This is a genomic window from Vallitalea okinawensis, from assembly GCF_002964605.1.
GTDB classification, from domain to species: Bacteria; Bacillota; Clostridia; order Lachnospirales; family PQDH01; genus Vallitalea_A; species Vallitalea_A okinawensis.
The window spans coordinates 78,830-102,667 of record NZ_PQDH01000005.1; the positions used below are offsets into that span (position 1 = coordinate 78,830).

19 protein-coding genes are annotated in these 23,838 nt (G+C 32.9%); 4 read left to right on the forward strand and 15 right to left on the reverse strand.

Going from position 1 to position 23,838, the window contains the following annotated elements; translation table 11 throughout:
* Positions 1 to 397: 397 nt before the first annotated feature.
* The gene (locus C1Y58_RS14775) at positions 398 to 1,261 is read left to right on the forward strand and encodes a deoxyribonuclease IV (RefSeq protein ID WP_105616852.1); all 864 of its coding nucleotides are present in this window, start codon (positions 398 to 400) and stop codon (positions 1,259 to 1,261) included.
* A gap of 20 nt (positions 1,262 to 1,281) precedes the next feature.
* The gene (gene ymfI, locus C1Y58_RS14780; RefSeq protein ID WP_105616853.1) at positions 1,282 to 2,016 is read left to right on the forward strand and encodes an elongation factor P 5-aminopentanone reductase; all 735 of its coding nucleotides are present in this window, start codon (positions 1,282 to 1,284) and stop codon (positions 2,014 to 2,016) included.
* Positions 2,017 to 2,087: 71 nt separating this feature from the next.
* On the opposite strand, the gene C1Y58_RS14785 is transcribed toward ymfI, so the two are convergent.
* Positions 2,088 to 3,968 carry a hypothetical protein gene (locus C1Y58_RS14785; RefSeq protein WP_105616854.1) on the reverse strand — a complete coding sequence of 627 codons (1,881 nt, stop codon included), beginning with the start codon at positions 3,966 to 3,968 and terminating at the stop codon, positions 2,088 to 2,090.
* 285 nt (positions 3,969 to 4,253) lie between these two features.
* Between C1Y58_RS14785 and C1Y58_RS26470 the strand changes: the two genes are divergently transcribed.
* Positions 4,254 to 4,499, forward strand: a complete 246-nt coding sequence (locus C1Y58_RS26470; protein ID WP_157950116.1) for a hypothetical protein — start codon at positions 4,254 to 4,256, stop codon at positions 4,497 to 4,499.
* A gap of 165 nt (positions 4,500 to 4,664) precedes the next feature.
* On the opposite strand, the gene C1Y58_RS14795 is transcribed toward C1Y58_RS26470, so the two are convergent.
* Positions 4,665 to 5,432, reverse strand: coding sequence for a hypothetical protein (locus C1Y58_RS14795; protein WP_105616856.1), 768 nt, complete (start codon positions 5,430 to 5,432; stop codon positions 4,665 to 4,667).
* 1,106 nt (positions 5,433 to 6,538) lie between these two features.
* On the opposite strand from C1Y58_RS14795, the gene C1Y58_RS14805 reads away from it, so the two are divergent.
* Positions 6,539 to 7,387, forward strand: a complete 849-nt coding sequence (locus tag C1Y58_RS14805; RefSeq protein ID WP_105616858.1) for a right-handed parallel beta-helix repeat-containing protein — start codon at positions 6,539 to 6,541, stop codon at positions 7,385 to 7,387.
* A 71-nt stretch (positions 7,388 to 7,458) separates the two neighbouring features.
* On the opposite strand, the gene C1Y58_RS14810 is transcribed toward C1Y58_RS14805, so the two are convergent.
* The 13 genes from C1Y58_RS14810 to truA all read right to left on the reverse strand — a co-directional run bounded on the left by C1Y58_RS14810 (position 7,459) and on the right by truA (position 23,798).
* Positions 7,459 to 8,208 carry a coiled-coil domain-containing protein gene (locus C1Y58_RS14810; protein ID WP_105616859.1) on the reverse strand — a complete coding sequence of 250 codons (750 nt, stop codon included), beginning with the start codon at positions 8,206 to 8,208 and terminating at the stop codon, positions 7,459 to 7,461.
* 153 nt (positions 8,209 to 8,361) lie between these two features.
* Complete coding sequence (gene rhaA / locus C1Y58_RS14815) at positions 8,362 to 9,636, reverse strand: L-rhamnose isomerase (protein ID WP_207655762.1); 1,275 nt, start codon at positions 9,634 to 9,636, stop codon at positions 8,362 to 8,364.
* Between the two features lie 130 nt (positions 9,637 to 9,766).
* Positions 9,767 to 10,780 (reverse strand): AraC family transcriptional regulator, encoded by a 1,014-nt coding sequence (locus C1Y58_RS14820; protein WP_170311603.1) that lies wholly within the window; start codon positions 10,778 to 10,780, stop codon positions 9,767 to 9,769.
* Positions 10,781 to 10,975: 195 nt separating this feature from the next.
* On the reverse strand, positions 10,976 to 13,300 hold the full coding sequence (locus tag C1Y58_RS14825) for an alpha-L-rhamnosidase-related protein (protein WP_105616861.1): 2,325 nt from the start codon (positions 13,298 to 13,300) through the stop codon (positions 10,976 to 10,978).
* 231 nt (positions 13,301 to 13,531) lie between these two features.
* Positions 13,532 to 14,515, reverse strand: a complete 984-nt coding sequence (locus tag C1Y58_RS14830) for an alpha/beta fold hydrolase (protein ID WP_242985409.1) — start codon at positions 14,513 to 14,515, stop codon at positions 13,532 to 13,534.
* 415 nt (positions 14,516 to 14,930) lie between these two features.
* Positions 14,931 to 15,323: a 30S ribosomal protein S9 gene (gene rpsI, locus C1Y58_RS14835; protein WP_105616863.1), complete on the reverse strand. Its 393-nt coding sequence runs from the start codon at positions 15,321 to 15,323 to the stop codon at positions 14,931 to 14,933.
* Positions 15,324 to 15,346: 23 nt separating this feature from the next.
* Positions 15,347 to 15,781 carry a 50S ribosomal protein L13 gene (gene rplM / locus C1Y58_RS14840; RefSeq protein WP_105616864.1) on the reverse strand — a complete coding sequence of 145 codons (435 nt, stop codon included), beginning with the start codon at positions 15,779 to 15,781 and terminating at the stop codon, positions 15,347 to 15,349.
* 180 nt (positions 15,782 to 15,961) lie between these two features.
* On the reverse strand, positions 15,962 to 17,740 hold the full coding sequence (locus tag C1Y58_RS14845) for a sensor histidine kinase (protein WP_105616865.1): 1,779 nt from the start codon (positions 17,738 to 17,740) through the stop codon (positions 15,962 to 15,964).
* A 138-nt stretch (positions 17,741 to 17,878) separates the two neighbouring features.
* Positions 17,879 to 18,736, reverse strand: a complete 858-nt coding sequence (locus tag C1Y58_RS14850; protein ID WP_105617094.1) for a carbohydrate ABC transporter permease — start codon at positions 18,734 to 18,736, stop codon at positions 17,879 to 17,881.
* Positions 18,737 to 18,770: 34 nt separating this feature from the next.
* A complete protein-coding gene (locus C1Y58_RS14855; RefSeq protein ID WP_105616866.1) occupies positions 18,771 to 19,673 on the reverse strand; it encodes a carbohydrate ABC transporter permease in 903 nt (300 codons plus the stop codon).
* An 82-nt stretch (positions 19,674 to 19,755) separates the two neighbouring features.
* Positions 19,756 to 21,084: an ABC transporter substrate-binding protein gene (locus C1Y58_RS14860; protein WP_105616867.1), complete on the reverse strand. Its 1,329-nt coding sequence runs from the start codon at positions 21,082 to 21,084 to the stop codon at positions 19,756 to 19,758.
* Between the two features lie 133 nt (positions 21,085 to 21,217).
* The gene (locus C1Y58_RS14865; protein WP_170311604.1) at positions 21,218 to 22,819 is read right to left on the reverse strand and encodes a response regulator; all 1,602 of its coding nucleotides are present in this window, start codon (positions 22,817 to 22,819) and stop codon (positions 21,218 to 21,220) included.
* A 244-nt stretch (positions 22,820 to 23,063) separates the two neighbouring features.
* A complete protein-coding gene (gene truA / locus C1Y58_RS14870) occupies positions 23,064 to 23,798 on the reverse strand; it encodes a tRNA pseudouridine(38-40) synthase TruA (protein ID WP_105616869.1) in 735 nt (244 codons plus the stop codon).
* Between the last annotated feature and the right edge of the window lie 40 nt (positions 23,799 to 23,838).

Sequence of the window (23,838 nt, forward strand, 5' to 3'; positions counted from 1 at the left end):
TACTATTACATTACAGCATCATTTATATAGACGTATGAAAGGCTAAAAAAGTTCAATAAATCCTTAATAATCCTAATAAGAAATCTATTATTTCTTATAGGGTCAAGCATACAAGGAGTTCTATTACGCCAGCTGGAAAGACATCTGTGTCTTAGACAGCTGAGCTCACCATCCATGGTTCGCTACTCCATAGAACGCCTTATATGCCTTCGGTATCTACTGACCACGTTTTTTGTAGATTTAGTTGTTTTAGCTCAATAGAATGAGGTAGATTTTCTGTTAATGATAGGACGTTCATTTACCGATATGTACAATCTATAAAAACTATGTTAGAATAAGATAAGTAATATTAAAAGAGAATAATTATCTAGAAGATAAAGAAAAGGAGTTGATAAAAATGGCTATTAAAATTGGTTCCCATGTATCCATGTCAGGAGGATTGATAAAATCAGCTCAGGAAGCTGCCTCCTATGATGCTAATACCTTCATGATTTATACTGGTGCTCCACAAAATACACGCCGTAAACCTATAGAAGATCTGAAAATAGAAGAAGGATATGCCTTTATGAAGGAACATGGCTTGTCAGATATTGTAATACATGCGCCTTATATCATAAATTTAGCTTCCTATAAAGAAGAAATCTATGAGCTAGCCATCTCTTTCTTAGCTGAAGAGATTCGCCGTACAGAAGCATTAAGATCAAACTATATTGTATTACACCCTGGCTCTTATACCCAAAAAGATGTCGATTATGGTATTGATCGTATTGCAGATGGACTTAACAATATTTTAACACCAGAGACAAAGCCTTTTGTTTGCCTTGAAACCATGGCTGGAAAAGGATCTGAAGTAGGGAAATCTTTTGAAGAGTTAGCACGAATTATTGACAAAGTTCAGCATTCTGATAAAATCGGGGTTTGCTTCGATACTTGCCATACCCATGATAGTGGTTATGATATCGTTAACAATTTTGATGCTGTTTTAGAAGAATTTGATCGAGTAATTGGTCTAGATCGCCTAAAAGTTTTTCATATTAATGGTAGTTTAAATACTATGGGGGCCAGAAAAGATCGCCATGCTAATGTTGATGCTGGTGATGATAACCCTCGTGGAAAAGATCATATTGGGTTTGATGCTCTTTATAACATCGTTCATCATGATATAGCTAAGGACAAACCTTTAATTTTAGAGACTCCTTGGTTGGATAAGAAAACGAATCTTTATAAAGAAGAAATCCACATATTACGAGAAGGTAGATAAGATCAGAGTGAGGTATACAAATGAGAAAAGTCGTGTTAATTACTGGTTCTACGAGAGGGATTGGAAGAGCAATTGCTTTAAAGTATGCGCAAATGGATTATGATATTATTATTAATGGTCTTCATAGCGTTGATGCCTTACACGCACTAAAAGATGAAATAACAGTTACGTATCAAGTCAATTGTCTTGCTTATGTAACGGATGTTGCTAATTATCAGAAGGTTGAAGAGATGTTTAAAGATATTTATTCCCACTATGAATCAATTGATGTTGTTATCAATAATGCTGGTACTGCTCATATAGGCTTGTTCACAGATTTGACGGAAGATGAATGGGATAGTATTATGAATATTAATCTGAAGTCCATATACAATGTATGTAAACAAGCTATTCCAGCTATGGTTCGACAACAAAGAGGTAACATCATTAATATATCATCCATGTGGGGAATTACAGGTGCTTCCTGTGAAGTTGCTTATTCAGCATCAAAAGGTGCGGTGAATTCGTTAACAAAAGCTTTGGCTAAAGAACTAGCACCAAGTCACATTCGTGTTAATGCCATTGCTCCTGGTGTCATCAAAACGGATATGAATAAATGGCTAGACGATACTGAGATGAGGGCTTTAAAAGAAGAAATACCCATGGGTAGGTTCGGTCATCCAGAAGAAGTAGCAGATTGTTGTTACTACTTATCAAGTAAGGATTCCAGTTATCTTACTGGTCAAATTATCACCTTAGACGGTGGAATGATATAAAACTAACACATAAATTTAGCAATAAGTCGTTTTGGCTTATTGCTTCTTTTGTGCTTCCAGTATAACCTTCATTAATGTATTTGCATCAGTAAAAATGGTAGTTCCCAACTAGTTTCTGCCTCATTACGCGGTAATGCCTCTGTCAACGTACCTCCATTTGCCAATAACACAAACTCTTCACCACCTGTTAAATAGATATATACATAATCACCAATATAAGAGGAAAATAAAATAGATCCTCCTGGATAAACTCCTTTACTTCTTAATTCATCAATAACAGATTGTCTGCCATATTTAGAAATCTGCTTGATACTAACCTCCCTATAATCATAGGGAGGCAGCAGTTTGATATTGAACTCTGTATATTCATCATTTAAAGTCTTATAATCTAAGTTATGAATTAAAACTGTCCATTGATTTTCAACCTTTTTTAATGCATAACTATGGCTTTTATCATAAGAATTCTCAAAGGACACAATTGCATAGGCATACACACCATCTGATTCTAAATAGCGAAAATACAAATCATCTTGTGTTTCAACATAGGTTTGTATCCCTTGCTTCACTGATTTAGCTTCCTCAGACTCTCTAGATAATTCTTCTCCTTCATTCTCAATACGATTAGTTGGATATTTTTTATTTGCTTCTTCTGTTGAGATGATTTCATAGTATTCAGCTGAAACAACTAGTATTTGATCTTCATTTAAGAGATACTTAACAATAATCTCATTATTAATTGGGTCATAATAAAAAGAACAATTCTTAATCTCTTTAGCAAACACATCACTAGGTAACTCATAAAATTCACTGATGGATTCCACTGTGATCAGTTCTTGCCTTTGGGCATCATACATCATACCGCCATCACTAAGTAAGAAAATATCATTATTATTCAAATAATCGTTAATCTGTAGTAATAAGGTATGGGCTATTTCAATTTTCTTTGATATGACTGTTTCTCCCTTAGCTTCATAAAGCTTTGTAACAGAATCCCGTATGATAAATCCATATTCATTATATAATCTTTGAATACCTGCTGCGTCTAGAGCCATAATAAACTGATTAAGAATGAGTTGCTGCCCAAACATATCTTCAATAAAGATGCTTATTTCTTCATCTGACACTTTTTCTGTATCAAGGATATTGAGAATAATCGTATTTTCTGAAGTTGATTTTGTTTGATAACTGTCTAAGATAATAGGGTCTGCATTGTCACTATAATCTATAAAGTGACTTGCAGCTGATTTAAGATCAAAACCAGTATTGAAGATAACCCCATCTTCCTGCATAAAGATAGCATTTGTCTTTAGATAATCTGGAAAAATCTCAAGGACATTCATAGGTACAGATACTTTAACATCATTTTGTTGCATGAAGATATCCATAATCAAATCTGGGAGTAAAAGTCCTTCACTACCTACTGATATGTTATTGAGTGTAATGATCATGGCATCATCTATGATATCAAAATCAATCTCCCCTGATAGTGGCATTAACGTAATCCCTATACGACCATTAATGTACACCATCTTCTCTTGAAGATTAACGGTTAAATCTAACAGATTATAATCATAAGGTATATACTCTTCAATAGTTTCTTTATTCTTAAGTAATAAGGAATTAAAGATACCCTCATCCATTTTTATATCCATTGAATTAGTGCTTTCGTATTCAATCGCATCCGACGAAGCTTCCTGTAAGTAGTTGTTTACACTGGTATAAGTAAATGTATTATCGAATGCATACTGATTAAAATAGTAGAACATTGCTACTGTAGTCAAAACTACAACTGCCAAAACAGTTACTGTTGTGAAAATGGATACTTTAGCTACAGAATAAACAATATCTTTAAAAGTCCTTTGTTGACGACGTTTTTGCCGTTCAAGTTTTCTAATATTTCTTTGTATCCTCTTTTGCACCTTCCGTTCACGTTTGTTTACGTTTTCATCCATATATATCCTAACTACCCCTTTTCTTGCATAAGTTCTATCCATATTATTACCGATTAAGGCCTACTTCAAACGCCCACTATAGTAAAGTATACTGACTATTGAGCAATAATGCAACAGTGGGGCGATACAACTTTTCAAACTTATTGACAAATTTATTAGGAGGAGTTCAACATTTCAGTAACAGTTATTCCACACTCTTTCGTTTAACTCTACAATATGGTATAATTTTACTACTAGTTCAATAATTTCTTATTATCCATACAACTCACATATAGGAGGTAACTCATGAGTAGACCCATAGTGTATCGTCGAATTTCTCGGACTCTGAATATATTAGCTTGTATAGCATTACTCTTTAGTATGCAATCAACTTTATTTATATTTTTAGCTATCATTTTAGCTATGACTTCATACATCATCTCGGTTTTAACATGGATTTGCCCAAACTGTGAATGTTCTTTATCGCATAGAAGAAAACGTTTATATAATGGGATGTATTGTCCCCATTGTGGATTTAACATAAAAGCTTAATCTAGAACGTAAAAAAGTTCCTTCATTATCTAGCAAAACATCTTTACCAATCGTCGCACGGTACCTAGCGAGCAAAACGCCAACTTTCCTATTCCACAAAAAAATGATACAAACTTATTGTCTTGTTCTAATAAGTTTGTATCATTATCAATTTTATCTTTTAAGTTACATCATACTTTCATTAATTGTCTTAATAATATTAAATAGATCATCTGTTATGTGAATCCTTACTGGGTCACCATCAAATACATCTTCAGTAAGTCGATACCAAAGGTAACGTAGGGCATCATTAACTTCTTGATCATCGTAATATTCTTCATCTATCATTATGGAAACATGATAAATGTTATTCTCATAATCTAATTTTACTGCTACGGTGGCATTATCTTCAAAGAAAAAGCCTTCTTCAATTAAGAATTCACCTAAGCGATCAACCTCTTCAGATTTAACATGCTCTGTATAGTATATTTCATCATCTAAATATACTTTATAATTTTCAGGTATATTCTTGGTTATAGAGAATGACCATATCATAACTGCTACGAAAGCTATTGTAAATACTATAGAAATTATCGTAGGTAGGATATAGCTTGCAGATTTTCCACCACGTTCTATATGTTCTTTATACAAAGGTTCTTGTGTTACTTTCATATATTGCCCTAATCCGAAGGACATCGTCATACCTATTACTTTAGCAATAAACTCATTGGATATAAAAAAGATACTTATAACAGTTAGACAAGTTGCGGCTAAAATAATAATGATTGATTGATTCCATATTTTCTTTTTCAATCGAATAAAATTCCAAATATAAAATATACTTATTGGAATATACGTAAAAATAAGAGTCAGGATAAAAAAATACTTTGGATTCCATAATGGCTTTACCGTGTATTGTTCTTGGTAATCGCTGTGATTTTCAATTATATCCATCGATCTTCACTCCCCCTCAATAATTGCCAGTTAAATCATATCACGTCTCATGCATTTACAATAGTGAAGATTACTGGAAAATACTTAGAGACTCTTCGCTCAGAGCTTCAACAAACTTTGCTTTTTCAATAATTTATAATAGGTTAATACAAAAATCGTATACATAAATGGAGATGTAAACAATAATATTATACTGTTCAAACTTGATACAATAAAATTATGTATATTAGACATATTACCATAGCCTACGATATAGTATCTATAAATAGTATCAGGTAAAAAAGGGACAAATGTTATCATCACTAATACCAACACTTTCCAGAATGATTCCCGTACTATTATTCTAGAATACTTCATGTATTTTCTTTCTTCTGGTACTAATACTCTTATTATTGGTGCTAAAGAATAATATGTATTAAACCATATAAGTAATACAACCCCAATAATGATTAGTATCCATTTAATATAGCCTTGTACAGCCAACATAAACGGTAGCATGACTAGAAATAACGGGACTAAAATTATTAGGAGATACACTAACAGGGCTCTAATGTATTTCCAGACCAAGTCTTTAGATTCAATATAATTATATCTTATATTCGTTTCAATATTCTTATACCTCTTGGAAATAAATAATATCATTGTAGTACTTAGTTTTATATGAAAAAACATACTAAGTAACATCATATCAAAAGAGAATAATAATATGAGTAGGTCCCACATCGTTCCAGTTCCAATGAAACTTAAAGTAGTTATGCATGATGACAATATTTTTACGCCAAAGATCATGAAGGATATTTTCATAAGCATTTTAAAGTTATTAACATAGATTATATATGATTCTTTCAAAACGTTCTTAATGCTAAATGCTATAGAATCATTGTTTATGTCCATTTGTTTACTCCTCAACTGTACTAGTTATTAATTTTTCAAAGTTTATATATTCTTGTTTTATTATAAAGCGGTATAAGAATAGATGTATATAGATAAAATTTACCAATTAAAGTCGCATCTAAACAATTTAGTACATATTATATATAAAGAGTTTAAAATAGCAAAATTAATTACAATTTTCATTGAGTATCTCAAAGATTGGAAGTGATTAGGTGGCGATTTTAATAGTTCCTTCAGCTGAGTTTCCTACTATACAATCTGCAGTAGCTGTTGCTATGCCAGGTGATATTGTAGAAATCTTGCAAGGAACATATAATGAAAATATCGAAGTGCAAAATAAGAATGATATTATAATTAGAGGTAAGAAAACTGAAAGTATTGGACTTTTGGCTATGGATCAATCGAGTATCGGTATAAACATAAGGCATGACTCAAGTAAAATAACAGTTCAGAACATGAACATCTTCAATTTCTCTGCTGGCATTTTAATAAGTGGTGACAAATGCAAGCTTATCGATTTAGGTATTAATAATAGTATATTTAATGGTATAGAAGTACGGGGAAATAAAAATTCTATTATTAACAATCGACTAATACAGAATCTTGTGGGAGTAGGTTTTGATGGCGATTCGAATATAATCACAAACAACGTATTTTTAGGAAACACTGCTGCTGGTATTTCTAATACAGAGACACCAACCCACGAAAACATTATTAAAACCAATTCCATTGGTCAATCACAAGTAGGTATTTTATTGAATGCCAAAGGATCATCAAATAATAAATTTCTAAATAATATAATTGCCATTAATGCTTCAGGCTTTATTGTGAAGAATCAGTGTAACAGAATTTCCTCAAATATCATTCGTAATAACCAGCAAGATGGTCTCAATATCTTATCTAATAACAACGTTGTAACAAAGAATGTTATTAACGTCAATCAAAACGGTGTTGTTGTCGTTGGTAATAAAAATAGAATAACTAACAATGTCATCAAAAATAATGAGTTTGAAGACATCATCAATACTGGTAAAGGGAATGATATACGAGATAATGAATAGTATTGCCAAGTAATAAAACTTATTCTTATATGCCTAAAGAGGTCCCCCCTCTGAAGAGAATAAGTTTTATTTTACCATGTAATTCCTTGACGGGTCATATAACTAGACATTTGTCCAAAAACCGTAAGAGTATTATCTGTATCAACAACCCACCTATCCCCATCTTTAATCGTAACCAATGAGCCAGTAAAATTAACAACTTTATTATTATCCTGATCTTGAAGATTATCAAAATATAAAATATAGTCGTAAGCAATTCTATTTTCATATTCTGTACGTAAAGTCACTTCAATTTTACTCGGTTTAATCTCTCTATTCATAGCTTCAGCAAATTCGTAAATGCCAACTCCAATAGAAATATTGTAATAAACTTGCTTTAGTTGATCAGATATGTATGGACTTAGATTTATTAATTTTTCATTGGAGAAATTGCCTTTATCAGCAAAGCTGACTTCATCTTGATCTAAAGGTTTCGCACTCCAAAGCCCCATTAAGTACCTTTCACTTATACTCAATGGCGAGATATCTTTCAATACTATATTTAGACCTGTCAACTCCTCTTCTAATTCAGCAATAGTGGTATCTGATTGTTTCAATTGATCACTATATGTATTAAGCTTATCAAGTAATTCATTATTTACATTGGTCAAGTTATATACTGAGTCCTCTAATTCATCAATTAGAATAACTGAATTAGCTACTTCACTCTCTAAATCTTTAACCTTGTTTGCTAGGGAAGTGCTTTTCATTGTACTTCTGACAGATACAGATCCTAAAATGATTAATAAAAATAAACTACTCATATAAAAAAATTTCTTCACGAATATCGCCTCTTTTTATCAAAGTAACATGCTAAATTATAACATAAAAAGTAACTAATTTAAATCCTGCCATGGTAATCTAATAATTTCATACGAAAAGAAAGAACCACAATACTTATTAAGTACTGTGATTCTTTCTAGTAAATGTATGCTTTAGCCTCTTTTTGCTAAAACTTTTTTTTCATATTCCTTGACATGATTAAGCCATTCTTCTCCAACTGGCACACCCTGCTTCATGCAATAGTAATTCCATACTGTTCCCCAAGGATAAGACTTTAGTTCTTCTAATAATGCTAGTCTAGATGTATAGTCTTTTTCTAACTCTAAGGCTTTTAGTTTCTTAGTTGGTTCAAGCATAGCCATTAATAATGCTTTTAGCATGTTCCTTGTACCAATAACCCAAGCAGCTACACGGTTTATCGTAGCATCGAAGAAATCTAAACCAATATGTGTCTTATCTAAGAAATTACCTCTCACTATTTCTTGTGCTATTGCCTGTAGCTCATCATCTAAGATAACGATATGATCACTATCCCATCTCACTGGTCGACTAACGTGCAAAAGAATTTTATCTACAAAAGTTAATATGGATGATATTTTATTAGAAATAACTTCTGTTGGATGAAAATGGCCAGCATCTAGACAAAGTAGTTTTTTGTTTTGAATAGCGTATCCCATATAGAATTCATGGGAGCCTACGGTATAACTCTCTGTACCAATACCAAAGACTTTACTCTCAACAGCGTCAAGGTTATACTCTGGTGATATAGCTTCCTCAAAAATTTCATCTAAGGCTTCTTTCAATCTTTGACGTGGTCCTAAACGATCAATTGGTATATCCTTGAAACCATCTGGTATCCAGAAGTTTGTTACACAAGGTGTCCCCAATTCTTTACCAAAATACTCACCTATTTTTCGTGAAGCCTTACAATGGTCAATCCAAAACTGACGAGTTTCATCATCTGGATGGCTCAACGTAAAGCCATCATCACTCAAAGGATGTGAAAAACAGGTTGGATTAAAGTCCAGACCAATCCCTAACTTTTTTGCCCACTCAACCCAATTCTTAAAATGTTCTGGACGTATACTATTACGTTCCACCCTTACATCTCCAGTTTCTGCATAAATAGCATGAAGGTTAAGCCTATGTTTACTTGGTATAAGTGAGTAGGCCATTTTAATATCCTCTCTAAGTTCCTCTGGTGTTCTCGCTTTTCCAGGATAATTGCCTGTAACTTGTATACCGCCGGTTAAAGCCGTATCTGGACTTTCAAAACCTAATACATCATCACCCTGCCAACAATGTATAGAGATTGATACTTGGCTTAACTCCTCTATAACTTGATCTGTGTTGATCCCCCACCTCATATAAAGCTCTTTAGCTAATTCATAACCTTTTATGAGATTTTCTCTACTCTTCATCTTCATTTTATCCTCCTAGTTTCCTGAGTTTCTTATCATAATGACCATTCCAGCCCTCTTTAATCTATTTCAAAAAAATTACTAATATTATTATAAAAAAAAATAGATTACTTTTCAGTAACCTATCAAGGCATGTTCATTGACCTTTAAAGTATTTCGTTCTATATTCATCAGGTGTTAATTCATATTGCCTCTTAAAAATTCTATAAAAATAGCTCTTATTAGAATACCCTATTTCTTTAATAATTTCATTTATGGGGTAATCGGATTTTTCAAGTAGTAAGCATGCTTGTTTCATTCGGATATCTTGCAGTAAATCCGTGAAGGTTTTACCTGTAGTTTGCTTAATAATTTTACCTAAATAATCTGGATTAAAATTGAAATGCTCAGCTAACTTCTTAATAGAGACTTCTTTATATTCTTTTCTTAAATATCTGGTTATTTCTGTTTCAATAGCCGTATTGAATCGTTGTTTTGAGATTTTACTAAAACTCTTTTTATGCATTCTTAGCAGTTCAGTAAATATAAGCATCATATAGGATTTGATAACTGTTTCCGTACAGAATGAGGGGTCATAAAATTCGCACAATAAGCTTTTCATTAAGTTTTGTACCTTATGATTATCCGATGTATGAAAATGTAAATAGCTTTTATAAATTCTCTTATCATACATAGTTTTTACGATAAAATCAGAGATAATATCATTATCAGCAAGCTGGCTCATAACAATCCAATCAAAGAATTCCTTTTTAATAAGAATATTGGCTGCAATATCGCCCTTCATAGCGGGCTCAATTGAATGAGATATATTTAAGTCAAGTATAATTATTTCTCCAGCCTTAACTTCAATCTGTGATTGTCCTATTGTTTGTCTTATGGAACCTGAGTACACATAAATCATTTCTAAGTAGTCATGTTTATGTGTATCAAACTTAATGAATCGATCATGCTTATGAATGCCAATCATTTCATCATCTTTTAAGAACTTCTTGCTTTCTATTGTCCATTGACTTTCTTTTAGATCATTGGCATAGAAAAGCTTCATTTTCTTATCACGATCATTAATTGCATAATTCTGTTTAAGTGAAAGCACTTTTTTTTCAAAGATATTGAGTTCTCTTAGATACTTGTCTAGCTCCAGTAAATCCAAACTAACACCCCATAACCAAAATGACTCTCCCATTTCATATTTTCATTTTAACCGATTTGATTACCAAAAACAATCATTCAATATAGTGTCTTAACATCTTCCCTTTCCACAAGTAAATTTAAGTTTCCCAATTAAAAGCGCTAGTTACTTTTATATAACCAAAGACTTTATAAGATTTATAAAGCCTTTTTCTTATTATTTTATTAACACTTTATTCTTTGTATCCTTTATAACATAGCCTTCTTTATCGTTTTCTAGCTCAAATACTCCATTTTCGTACTTGATTTTTAAATTAGACTTTTCAGTTGGTAACGTTAGCTGGAACTCTTCTAGATTGATATGATCATGATCTATTATAATAGTCTTCTCCTTATTATTCACTTCTCTAATACCTGCCCCATCACGGTAAATACACCTGATGACATGAGAAGCGAACCCATGATTACAACTTGCTGTCGTTTCTTTATTTTCCCACAGCGTACCTGTTTTCTCTGCCATATAAAAGAAATAATCTTCTAGTTCCTTTATTACTTGCTTATGCTGCCCGTAGTGTGATAAAACTTCCAATCGTAAGTAGTTACCTATAAATGCATTAGAAGGATGAATCTCCTGTCGCTGTCCTTCTACTCTATTAGGACCTAACTGACTTAACAAAGTATCAAATAAATCTGGATAGCGTTCCTTCGTAGCCACCCCAAAGAAGAAAGCATAATATTGGCATGTTTCTGTTATATTGTCTGTTGGTTGTAATACCCCATCTACTCGCAATGCATTATCTATAAAGAACTTACGATTAAACGCCTGCCGGCGAATAACTTCTTTAATTTGTTGACCTTCTCTTATTAAGGTATCATCTTCATATAGATGTCCTGCTACTTCTAGAGCTTGAGCATAGAGCATATTAGTTGGATAATTAACATCCTGTACAAATTCATTAGACTTTGACCATTCAACGAAAATCCAGCTTTCTAGATTTTCTAATAACCCATCCTCGTTCTTGAACTTATCAAGATAAGTTAATAGACTATAAATTTTTTCTTTGACTTTGTTCACTAATTCATAATCACCTGCTCGCTTATAATATTCTTCCAACTCTAGTATAAACCACATGGACCAGTTGGGGATAAATACTTCATCATAATGATCTGCTGGGTAACACATGGGTAGCATCCCATCTGGCAAGCCATTAAAAGATGGAGGTATAATGAAATTCTCTAAAAAGTTCTTCTCTATAGCAGATTCTCCTGTAAGATCGTACTCAACTCTTCCAGTGAAGAAACTATCGCATAACCACCCAGCTCTTTCTCTTGACGGGCAATCCATATAGATATCCACAGCATTTTGTGCAAAAGTGGATAACCCTGCTTCAAATATTTTATTAATACTGTCATTGCTGCATTTGAACTCAACCTCATCTATATCTGAATTAACATATTCTCTAAGATAAATTTCTTGGACTGCGCACTCTTTAGTTGCCCAAACCTTCAAATATTTAAACGTATATGGTTCAAATGATTCAAACTCATAAATTCCCTTTTTCAAGTAACATTTAATAATATTAGCACAGCCCATTCTTTTAAAATCAATATCTAAACCCTCATCATCCATAATTTCATCAAATGTAAAATAAATTGTAGTATCTTGTGTACATTTTAGTTGAGCTCCTATAAAGCCTGTATTGTTATGGGACATCTTATAAATAATATATTCACATTCTTTAAGATCCACAGATTTATACTGTGATTGCTCTCCTGATAACAATATTTTGTTCGTTGATTGGTACTTCTGATGCTCATCTGTAATCTTTTCATCCAGTTCATTCTCTTTATACCCCTTTAGTTTTGGGCTTATATTGATAAGGGATCTGTCTTTCCAAATCACCTCTTGTGTCTTTTCCACTATCTTACCTTGAGATTGTAAAGCTTCTGGAAATAGTTTATTAAATTTAGAATAAGAGACTCTCCTATCAATAAGTTTTTTCTCTTCGACCCTTTCTAACGTAATTCCTTTAACAGGAATAGATAAATCTCTTCGCCAATCTGAATACCCTTGGGTTAGATGATATACTTCTGAAAAGGGTCTTTGAAAACTATAACGCTGTACTTTTTGCACTCGCTCACCTAGAAGCATAGCCTCAAAGCTTTTTTCCTTATCCCTTGTTGCTATGACTGATTGGCCATTGAGGAATACTTCCACTTGTATAAATGCTGGTTGATCTAAAAGATAATAGCTATTGACGTTATAACATACTGCTTCAATGGCTATAACATTTTTACCTTCCATCATACATAGGCTCAAATCAAGCTGGTCAACACGGTAATAATCATGAGGACCTCTCGCCGGTCCATGTCCTGCGAATCTACCATTAATAAATATCCTAAAAATCCCTGAGCTCGCTATGTGAAAGTCTACTTGGTCATCTTTCTTAACCTGGACTGTAGCTCTCAGACCGATTGTTATATTTTTTTCTGTAACTAAGCCTTCTCCCCAGACTGGCTGTGCTTGATCAAAATATATCATGTAAAAGGATCCCCCCAGTTAAATTAATCTCACTTCATTCTTATTATAAATTGTATAACCCCATAACACAGTGACGTATAAAGAGGTTATGAATAACCAAATCAGATGAGTTTTATTCTATTATACTATGATATATAAGTAAAAAGCCTCTTATATTATGCCAGAGACTTTGAATGTATTATTATTAAGCTATATTTCTTATGCTATATATCTATTTAATTGTTATATTCTCTACTTAACCTCTTCTAAGAGTGAAATTATTACCTCATTAATCTCTTCAGGAGCAAACTGATGCATATAATGCTTAGTATCATCTACAATAACTTGTGTACTATCAGTTGACCAGTCTATAAATGCTTCCTGACTACTCTTCCATTTCTCATTCAAGGTTGCTTCTTCTTCAGCTGTAAGTATTCTTAAAGGGATATCCTCTAACCTTCCATCTTTTAAGACTGTTTCTGCATTTACTTTAATATGGTTATCTTCTCTAACTACATTCTTATTAAACATATTTTTAAGATATAAAGCCTTATCAACCTCATGTAATTCTTCAGGTACATATGTAAGAAAATTTCTTGGAAAATATGCTGAATTATAAAAGTTAGGAGAATGGTTAAAGAGTAGTCTGATTACTCCCATATTTTTTAATACACGTTGTAGTCCAAGTGAGGACGTAACCTCATCACTGATAGACTCTTTAGCATAAAACTCTGGACTTCCACCATCAATAGTAACAATGCCTTTTACTTCCTCTCTATAAAGTTGAGCATATCTTATAGACTCAAGTGAACCCATTGAGTGTCCAACCAATAGATAGGGAGGTTTCTCACCAGCCAACTCAAGCAGTTGGTGAAGTTCATTAGTTACAGTATCAATATCTCTAGAGCTTGATGATACCTCACTCCACCCATATCCAGGTCTATCATAAACCACTATCCTTGCATGTTCTGATATCTCACTATAAATTGGATAAAAGTCAATATAAGGACTCGGTGTACCTAAACCTGATACAAATACAACAGTCACATCTCCAGTTCCTTCTGCATATATGTGCATTTTCTGTTCATCTACATCGATTATCTTTCCTGGTGGTTCATATTTTTTACTATCCGCATATTCTGCAGCCTTCTCATAAACTAAAGCTGCCAATGTAAGTACAATCACCGCAATTATTCCGATTCTTAACAGTTTCACAACCCATTTTAAAAATTTCATAAAATACCTCTCTAACATTTCCTATTTTGTACAAATTATCATGTTAGATTATAGCATATAGCATCATTGATTAACTTTAGAATTGTATTAGAAATTACTCTTACCATAAGCAAAACCCCTATATTCTTATCTAGTGAATATAGGATCATATCAAACTTATTGTTGTGAATATTTATCAATTACCATAAAGAGAATGCCAACTAGAGGTAATAAAAAAATCCAATATTTCATCTCTGCATAAAAGAACGTATGAGGATGCTTATAGTGAGTAGATTCACTATTAAGGGACCTAAATGTGATTTGCCACAGTAAAAAATGCTAATGATCTATTTATAATTTTAAATTTTTTTGTTAGTTATATAAATTAAAAAACCCCCAAACATAAATGTTTGAGGGTTTCTGTATAATAATGAAATTATCTTTTTGAGAACTGTGGAGCACGTCTCGCTGCTTTGAGACCGTACTTCTTTCTTTCTTTCATTCTTGGGTCTCTTGTTAAGAAACCAGCTTTTTTAAGAGCAGGACGTAATTCTATATCCGCTTCTAATAAAGCTCTTGAAATACCGTGACGAATTGCACCAGCTTGACCTGTGAATCCACCACCATGTACGTTAACTAATACATCAAATTTATCTAATGTACCTGTTAAGCTTAATGGTTGACGTACGATAACTTTTAAAGTTTCTAAACCGAAGAACTCTTCGATATCTCTTTTATTGATAGTAATTTTACCGTTACCAGGTACTAAATATACTCTAGCAACACTACTTTTTCTTCTACCAGTTCCATAATATTTAACTTGTGCCATTGTTATCCTCCTTTCAGTATCTCTTAATATTTGATTTCAAGTACTTCTGGCTTTTGTGCATCATGATTATGTTCCGTACCAGCATATACACGTAATTTTTTAGCCATTGATCTACCTAAAGAATTTTTAGGTAACATACCTTTAACTGCTAAAGTGAAAGCTAACTCAGGTTTAGTAGCCATTAAATCTCTATATTTAATCTCTTTTAAACCACCTGGATGACCTGTATGCCATCTGTAGTATTTTTGATCTAATTTCTTACCTGTTAATTTAACTTTATCAGCATTAATGATGATAACATGATCACCTGTATCAACATGTGGAGTATAAGTTGGCTTATTCTTTCCACGTAAAATTTTTGCAACTTCAGATGCTAAACGACCTAATGTATGACCAGTAGCATCAATAACATACCATTTTCTATCAACGTTTTGGGCATTCGCCATGTATGTTTTCATTCGTTTACCTCCTTGATCTTTAAAATATCAATTTTTTAGTATGACATTTATTTAAAAACCCGGGGCTATTGGATTTTTTCTAACATACTCATACTTGTATATTATAGTACAACGCTTAAATCTCTGTCAAGAGGTTATTTTAAACATTTTTAAGGAGTTTTTAATATCTACTAATTCTAATTAAATCAGTGGTAAAGTAAAAGTCACATGAGTACCTATTCCTTCTTGACTAGTAACGTGTAAACCATACTCCTCGCCATAAGCGAGTTTAATTCTTAAATTAACATTTCGCATACCTACAGACTTCTTATAACCTGTTAGAATTTTATCTGTATCTTCATTAATGTAGTCATTAAGCTGTTTGACTTGTTCATTAGACATACCTTTACCATCATCAGAGATTTTAATGATTAAGTTTTTATCGCACCACTCCGCGACGATAGCAATGATACCTTCATCCTCATCGGATAAACCATGCTGAATAATGTTTTCCACAATCGGTTGTAAAATTAACTTTAGTACTTTTGCATCTTTCACATGAGGATCAATATCATAGAAAACCTTAAATCGATCTTCAAATCGTACTTCTTGTATGAAAAAATAATTTTCTATGTGCTGTATCTCTTTTGTTAACGTAACGAATTCAGAAGAATTGATGTTAATACTATATCGTAACATCTGTCCTAGCTTCTGGCTGATTTGACTGATTTCATGACTGCCATAAACACTTCCAATAGCACTAATAGATTCAAGTGTATTATAGAGGAAGTGAGGGTTAATCTGAAATTGTAGTGCACTTAATTCTGCCTCTCGTTTTTCAAGTTTTTGAACATAATTTTTCCGGATGAGGCGATTTAGCTTTTCAACCATCCTATTAAAGTAATTATCGATTAATCCAATTTCGTCATTACTCTCAATTTTCTCACTGATTTCCATATCCCCTTCTTCAACTTTTAACATTTTACTTATAAGTATTCCCATGTTCCTTGATATACGTCTTGTATAAATAAAGAAAACTAATGTAGCAAGCAAAATACCTATAATGATTATAAGGAAGGAACTTGTCCAAGCGTTATCAATTTCTCTAGTAATGTACTCCATTGGTATGGAAGATATATAAACCCATCCGTTTTTAGCTTCTTGGAAAGCAATTAAATGACCATCAACATTATAATATTCAGATGAATCACCTAAATTAATCATCCTTTCCATTTCTGCATCCAGCGTTGTACCAATGAGTTCTGGATTACTGTGTGCTACAATGGTTCCTGTTGAATCCACCAAATAGTTAGTAGAAGAAAACTCTTTCTCCATATCAAGATACAAATCAGTGAATACTTCCATATCCATCACCATAGTAATAATACCTAACTGCTTCCCTGTATCCCAGTGTGAAAGTTTCTTCATAAGGTAAATATCATCATAATTCTCTTGAATACCTGATGTCCAATAGAAACTATGGTAATTTTGAAGAATATTTTCAATGACAATTTCTTGACTAAAGTTATCCCAATCCATAAAGAAGAAGGCATACTTATCCTTATACTCTTTCTCAACATAATACTGATCACTAAAATTTCCCCCATAGTGATGCAGATCTTCATCGCTCTTTAACTTGATAATAATCGATTCAATATCTTTACTACTATATATCGTAATATCTGCCAAAGCTTTAGCCTGTGCTGTTCTTCTAACATACTCATCCACGGGAATCTTATCAAGATTCATATAGTTACTGGTAAACTCTGAATTCATAACCAACATATTCATGGATCTTTCAATTTCCAGTACCTTTGAATCCATGTGCATAACTGTTTTATTAACCATTTCATTGAGGAGGTAACCAAATTTATCTTCAATCTCAGACTGAGTTGTATAAAACGTAAAACTAAAAACTAACATGATCGTAGCGATCGTTAATGTAATGAAGAATATTAATAGCTTTTTACTTATACCCATTGGATCTCCCCTTTCTAACCTCTTCTATTATAGCATATATCAATCGCCCACGAACTCATAATATCTTGCTAAGAGGTTCTATGCTGACCACTGTTAATCACAATAAGACACCCCTTTATGAGGAGTGTCTTATTATTATTAACCTTTTGTACCTGTCATAGCTATCCCCTCAACAAATTGTCTTTGGAAGATAACGTAAAGAATCAGTATAGGCCACATAGATAAAACTGTACCAGCCATGATTACTGGGTAATCCGTGACGTATTGCCCATTTAATGTTGCAAGACCTGCTGATAAAGTCATTTTGTCCATTGAAATATTAACAATGATTGGCCACATTAGATCCTTGTATGCCCAAATTGCTGTGAAGATGGTTAACGCTGAAACGGATGCCTTTGTTAATGGAAACATAATTCTTGTGAAAATCTTCCAATCATTACATCCATCAATAATGGCTGCTTCTTCTAGTTCATTAGGTAATGATAAATAAAACTGTCTGAGCAAGAAGACACCGAAGCAGCTGATTAATCCAGGAAAGATTAATGCGAAAATGGTATTTAACATTCCTAAGTCCGCTACCAATAAATACTGTGGAATAGTAAATACTTGACCTGGTACCATCATCTGTGCCAATATTAATCCAAACATGATTTTACTGCCAGGAAACTTAATACGCGCAAAGGCGTATCCTGCCATTGAACAAGTTACAACTGCAAAAATCACTCGACCAAGCATCATCAAAATGGTATTTATATATAATTGTGTAAAAGGTAATACGTTTAAGACCTTGGTATAATTCTCCACCATCCATTCACTAGGTAATATGGTTGGTGGTATCCGAGTTGCTTCTCCAAACGTCTTTAGTGACGTGAGAATCATCCATATAAATGGAAAAATCATAGATATAGCGCCGATAATCAACAATGTATGAACTACTATTTTACCTATTTCTCTATATGTGAATCCTTTTTTCTTTAAAGTTGGACTATTTTTCATTGTCATTGCGTTTTCACTCATTCTCTCACCTGCTTTATTCATAGTGAACCCATTTTTTCTGTAATACAAATTGTATGCCCGTAATAATCATGATAATTACGAAAGTAAACATAACGATGGCTGAAGCATAACCTTTATTATTTTTTACAAAGGCTTCTTCAAAGTATAAATAAAGAATTGTTTGCGCATGTTGTAGTGCTGGATTGACATCTTCAATCATCATATATACAATGTCAAATTGCTTAATAGCATTCATAAAGCCAGTAATAACAACAAAGAATAATGTTGGTGATACTAACGGTAACGTAATATGTCTAAATTGTTTAATAGCACTAGCACCATCAATTTGTGCTGCTTCATAATAGCTGTTAGGTATAGAATTAAGACCAGCCATTAAAATAATCATACGATAACCTAACTGTCCCCAGATAGCAACAATAGATACCGATAACAAAGCAGTGGAAGGATTGGTTAACCAGCGGACTGGATCAATGCCCAGAGTACCTAAAAGATAATTAATAATTCCATAATCAGCATTGAACATCCATTTCCATACCATTGCAATGGCTGCTGGTGCAACTACCATTGGTAAAAAATAAATGGTACGATATATTCCTTTTCCTTTTATTTTTGAATTAACAAGACTAGCTAAAATTAGTGATATAAAGACAGCAAGTGGAACTGTAATTATCGTGAACACTAGAGTATTACCTATTGCTTGCCAAATGGTTGAATCACTGAACATTTTTATATAATTGTCCGATCCAATATATTTATAGTTATTAAAACCTAAGTTCTTGTTCAAACTCAACCAAAAGGATTGCATTAATGGCCAAAGGTTAAGTATGAGCAAACCTAGCATCGTTGGCGCTACCATAATGTAACCCCACTTAAATCGACTCTTATCAAGTTTTGAATATTTCAAATCTTTTGTCATTATGAATCTCTCCTTAGGATGATAGCGAAGTCGATTTATAGAAATCGACTTCACTTAAGGCATCTATATCTTATTAAATTTTTTATTGTTCTTCTGCTAATATAGCTTCCATTTCTTCGTTTAATTTTGTACATCCTTCTTCTACAGAAACTTGATTAGAAATGATTAGTCTTGCATAGTCTTTAACAACTGAATACCATTTGTTTGTGTTTTTAGTTCTTGGTAATGGGTAAGCAAATTCTAATGAATCAATAAAGATTTGTGCATTATAATCACTGTATGTTTCTACCCATTTGCTAGCAGTTCCTTGGAATGCTGGAATTGCACCACCAAATGCTGCTTCGATAGACTGAGATTCTTCACTAGCTAAGAAAGCTACAAATCTTCTAGCTGCTTCTAGTTCTTCAGTGCTCTTAGCGATTGAGAAGCAAATACTATTTGTCATAACTGCTTTTTGTGCTGGTCCAGCTGGAAGCTCAGCTACATCAAATTTATCTGCAATGTCTTCATTTTGAGCAAAATTATTCATGTTCCAAGAACCTGCAAACATCATAGCAAGCTTACCAGATGCGAACATTTGCTTTGCTTCAGTATCAGCAAACTGCTCAGGTGTAGGGGATACTTCATGAGTATAAATCATATCAACCCAGTATTGCATGCCTGCCATTGTTTCTGGCATTGCTGCACCAGATTTTCCTTCTGGTGTAATCAGGTAACCACCAGCTTGCATAATAGTGTTGTAATAACCTTGTTGTGGTGTAATATAGGCACCATAACCATATATATCATTTTCTTTATCAGTTAATTGTTTTGCAACTTCAACAAGTTTATCCCAATCCCAAGTTGAGTCTGGGTAAGGAACTCCAGCTGCATCAAAGATTTCTTTGTTATAGAACAAACCAATTGTATCGAAATCTTTTGGTAAACCATAAGCTGTCCCATCAAATAAGAATGGAGCAACAGTTGCTTCAGGATAATTATCTAAACTAAAGTTTGGATCAATATCATTAAGATCGTCAACTGGTACAAGTAAATTATTATCTACATATTGCTCAATATATTTTGGATGGTGAATAAATACATCTGGCATCGCTCCACCCATAGCTGAAGCTTCAAGCTTTGTCCAGTATTCACTCCATGGTAATGCTTCTATAATAACTTTGACATCAGGATTCTTCGCTTCAAATGCTTCTACAATAGCTTTAACGAAGTCTTCGTTACCATCTCCCCAATAAGCATATCTGATTTCAGATACTTCTACTGGTTCTTCTTTATCTTTAGTTGTATCCTTTTTTACTTCTTCCTTTGTAGTTTCTTCTTTAGTTTTTTCTGTTGGCTTATCGCTTGCACACCCCGCAAAAGAAGCCATTGCCATAACTAATACAAGTAATAATGAAATGATTCTTTTCATTATACTACCTCCCTCTTCTATTAAGTTTTGTTAAGTCAATTACATCAACAAACTTATTATAGCACCGGTACTATTAACTGATTATAGATGAAAGTTATAAGACCTATGGACATTTTTCACTTGAATGATCCTACTATTTATTGCCTTGATATTTATTGCGATATTCTAATGGTGTCATATCATATTTCTTTTTAAACACTCTGAAGAAATATAAGGGATCTTGATACCCAACACTATTGGATATATCAGTAATGCTCTGCCCTGTTTGAATGAGGAGTTCACAAGCTTGAGCAAGTCGTTTATTAGTTATATATTGAATAGCACTCATACCTATTTCTTTCTTGAATAGAGTTGAGAAATACTTTGGATTAATAGCATATTCATAGGCTAAGTCCTTTATAGCTATGTCTTGTTCATAGTTTTGATCAATAAAGTGTTTAACTTGATAAACGATTTCTTTACAATCTTGGTCTTGGTCTTCCTTAATTCCTAAAATATCAATAACCGTTGTATAGAGATAATTAATCACCTCATCTACATTCTCATAACGTTCAAAAATTTCAGGCTGTAATAAGGACGTACTCAATAAACGTTGGCTTTTTTTCTCAATAGCGTCCAATGAATTAATAAGGATACTAACGATTTCAAACCAAATGAAGGATATATATTTAGTTGATTGCTCCTTAATGGTATCTGTGTTAATCAAACTCTCTAATAGTATACGGATATTTTTTGCATCACCTTTAGACATGTACATTTTTAACAGCTTAATCTTATCTCGTGGTATTTGGATAGCGTTCTCAGTCATATATTTGACACTTTCATACTGATAGATTTTTCCTCTTCCATCAATGAAATTGAATTCATAAGCTTCTTTAGCTTCACTATACTGCTGACGATTTATATCAGGATGCACTTTACTGACACCTATTGTGACCGAAATCTTTAAATACTTATTAATACTATTAAGAAGATCATAAAGCTTCTCTTCAATCATTTTTTGAAAATTCATCCCTTGATTATTAGCCATGATTATAATCATTTGATTACGATTAGTATGGTTGTTACATATAAAATAATGAAAATCTTCTAGTGTTATTTCATTCATGATATTCTTAATACTGAATTTCAGTAATTCTAAATCTTCATACTTAAAATTAGATTGGAAATAGGAGCTTGCGTCAATATTAATGAGAGCCATAGAACTATAGGAGAACTCTTCATCCATTATTGCTTTAATGGCAACATGGTTGATTTTATCATCAAGTATCAGTTCATTGATCTCCTTTTCTTTCCCATTATCCACAAAAGAATCCTCTAGTTTATCCACCTTTACCCGAACTTGATGGTATTCCTTTTCTCTTTCAATCTCACCTAATATCTTATCCATTGTTTCTTTGAGATTCTGATCATTAATAGGCTTCAATAGGTAACCTCTTGCTCCCATGTTGATAGCTTTTTCTGCATAGTCAAATTCTGCATAACCGCTAATGATAACAAATTTAATCTCTTTTGAAATCTTAATACCTTCTCTTATTAAGTCAATACCGGTCATCTTTGGCATACGAATATCTGTTATTACCAGTTTGGGTAGCTCACTTTCAATAATTTCAAGTGCATCCATTCCATTTTTAGCCTCTAGAATCTCTTCAAATTGATAACCTAGTTCCTGTAGCTTTACTTTTAAACCTCTTCTAATCCACTTCTCATCATCAACTATCAATAATTTTTGCATCATATACCCCCTAGTTGATCTTTCTATTTATCTTTATCTTTGCCAAAAAAACGCAAAAAGACACCTACAACAATTGTAGATGCCTTAATTACATTATAACGCTATAGATTATTAGATGTCAATTGTAAAGTTATTTACTTCGATAAGTTATTTATTCCAAGTCCCCTAGCATTGATCATACTCCGTCTATTCGATACCGAAAGCATATAGGGGTTCTATGGAGCAGTGAGCCATTGACTCTATATCAATAATAGATCTTAACTAAAGTAAGACCTTTTGCTGGTGCTGTCTTACCAGCCTTATTTCTGTCACATAAATCAATAGCCTCTTTAACTTCCTCTAGAGAGCGTTTTCCCTGCCCAACTTCAATTAATGTACCAGCAATAATTCTCACCATGTTATAGAGAAAACCATCCCCTGTAACTTGTATTGATATTAAATCTTGATCAATGATTAAATGCATATCAAAAATAGTACGTATTGTGGTTTTTACTGATGATCCTGTAGATGAAAAGCCTTTAAAGTCATGTTGACCTATAAAAAGTTCACAAGCTTTTTCCATGAGATCTATATTCAGCTCAGTTGGTACAAAAGCTACCTGCTTTCGTAGATTTGGAAGAAGAAATTGGCCGTTATAAATACGGTATTGGTAGGTTTTCTTAATAGCTGAATACCTGGGATGGAAGTCTTGATGAACCACTTCTGCTCCAACAACAACAATATCCTCTGGTAACTTAGAATTCAATGCATAAGGTATGTTCTTTAAAGGTATGTCTTTACTGGTTTCAAAGGTAGCAACTTGCCCTAATGCATGGACACCTGTATCTGTACGACTAGCACCAGTGATTTTAATAGGCTCGATAAAAATCTTTTTACAAGCCTCTTCTACTTTTTCTTCTATCCCTACTGCATTATTTTGCCGTTGCCAACCATTAAAAGCTGTACCTTCATATGCAATTGTTATTTTAATTTTTCTCATGTATATCCCTCTTTATAACTAACCCATCTGTAACTTAATT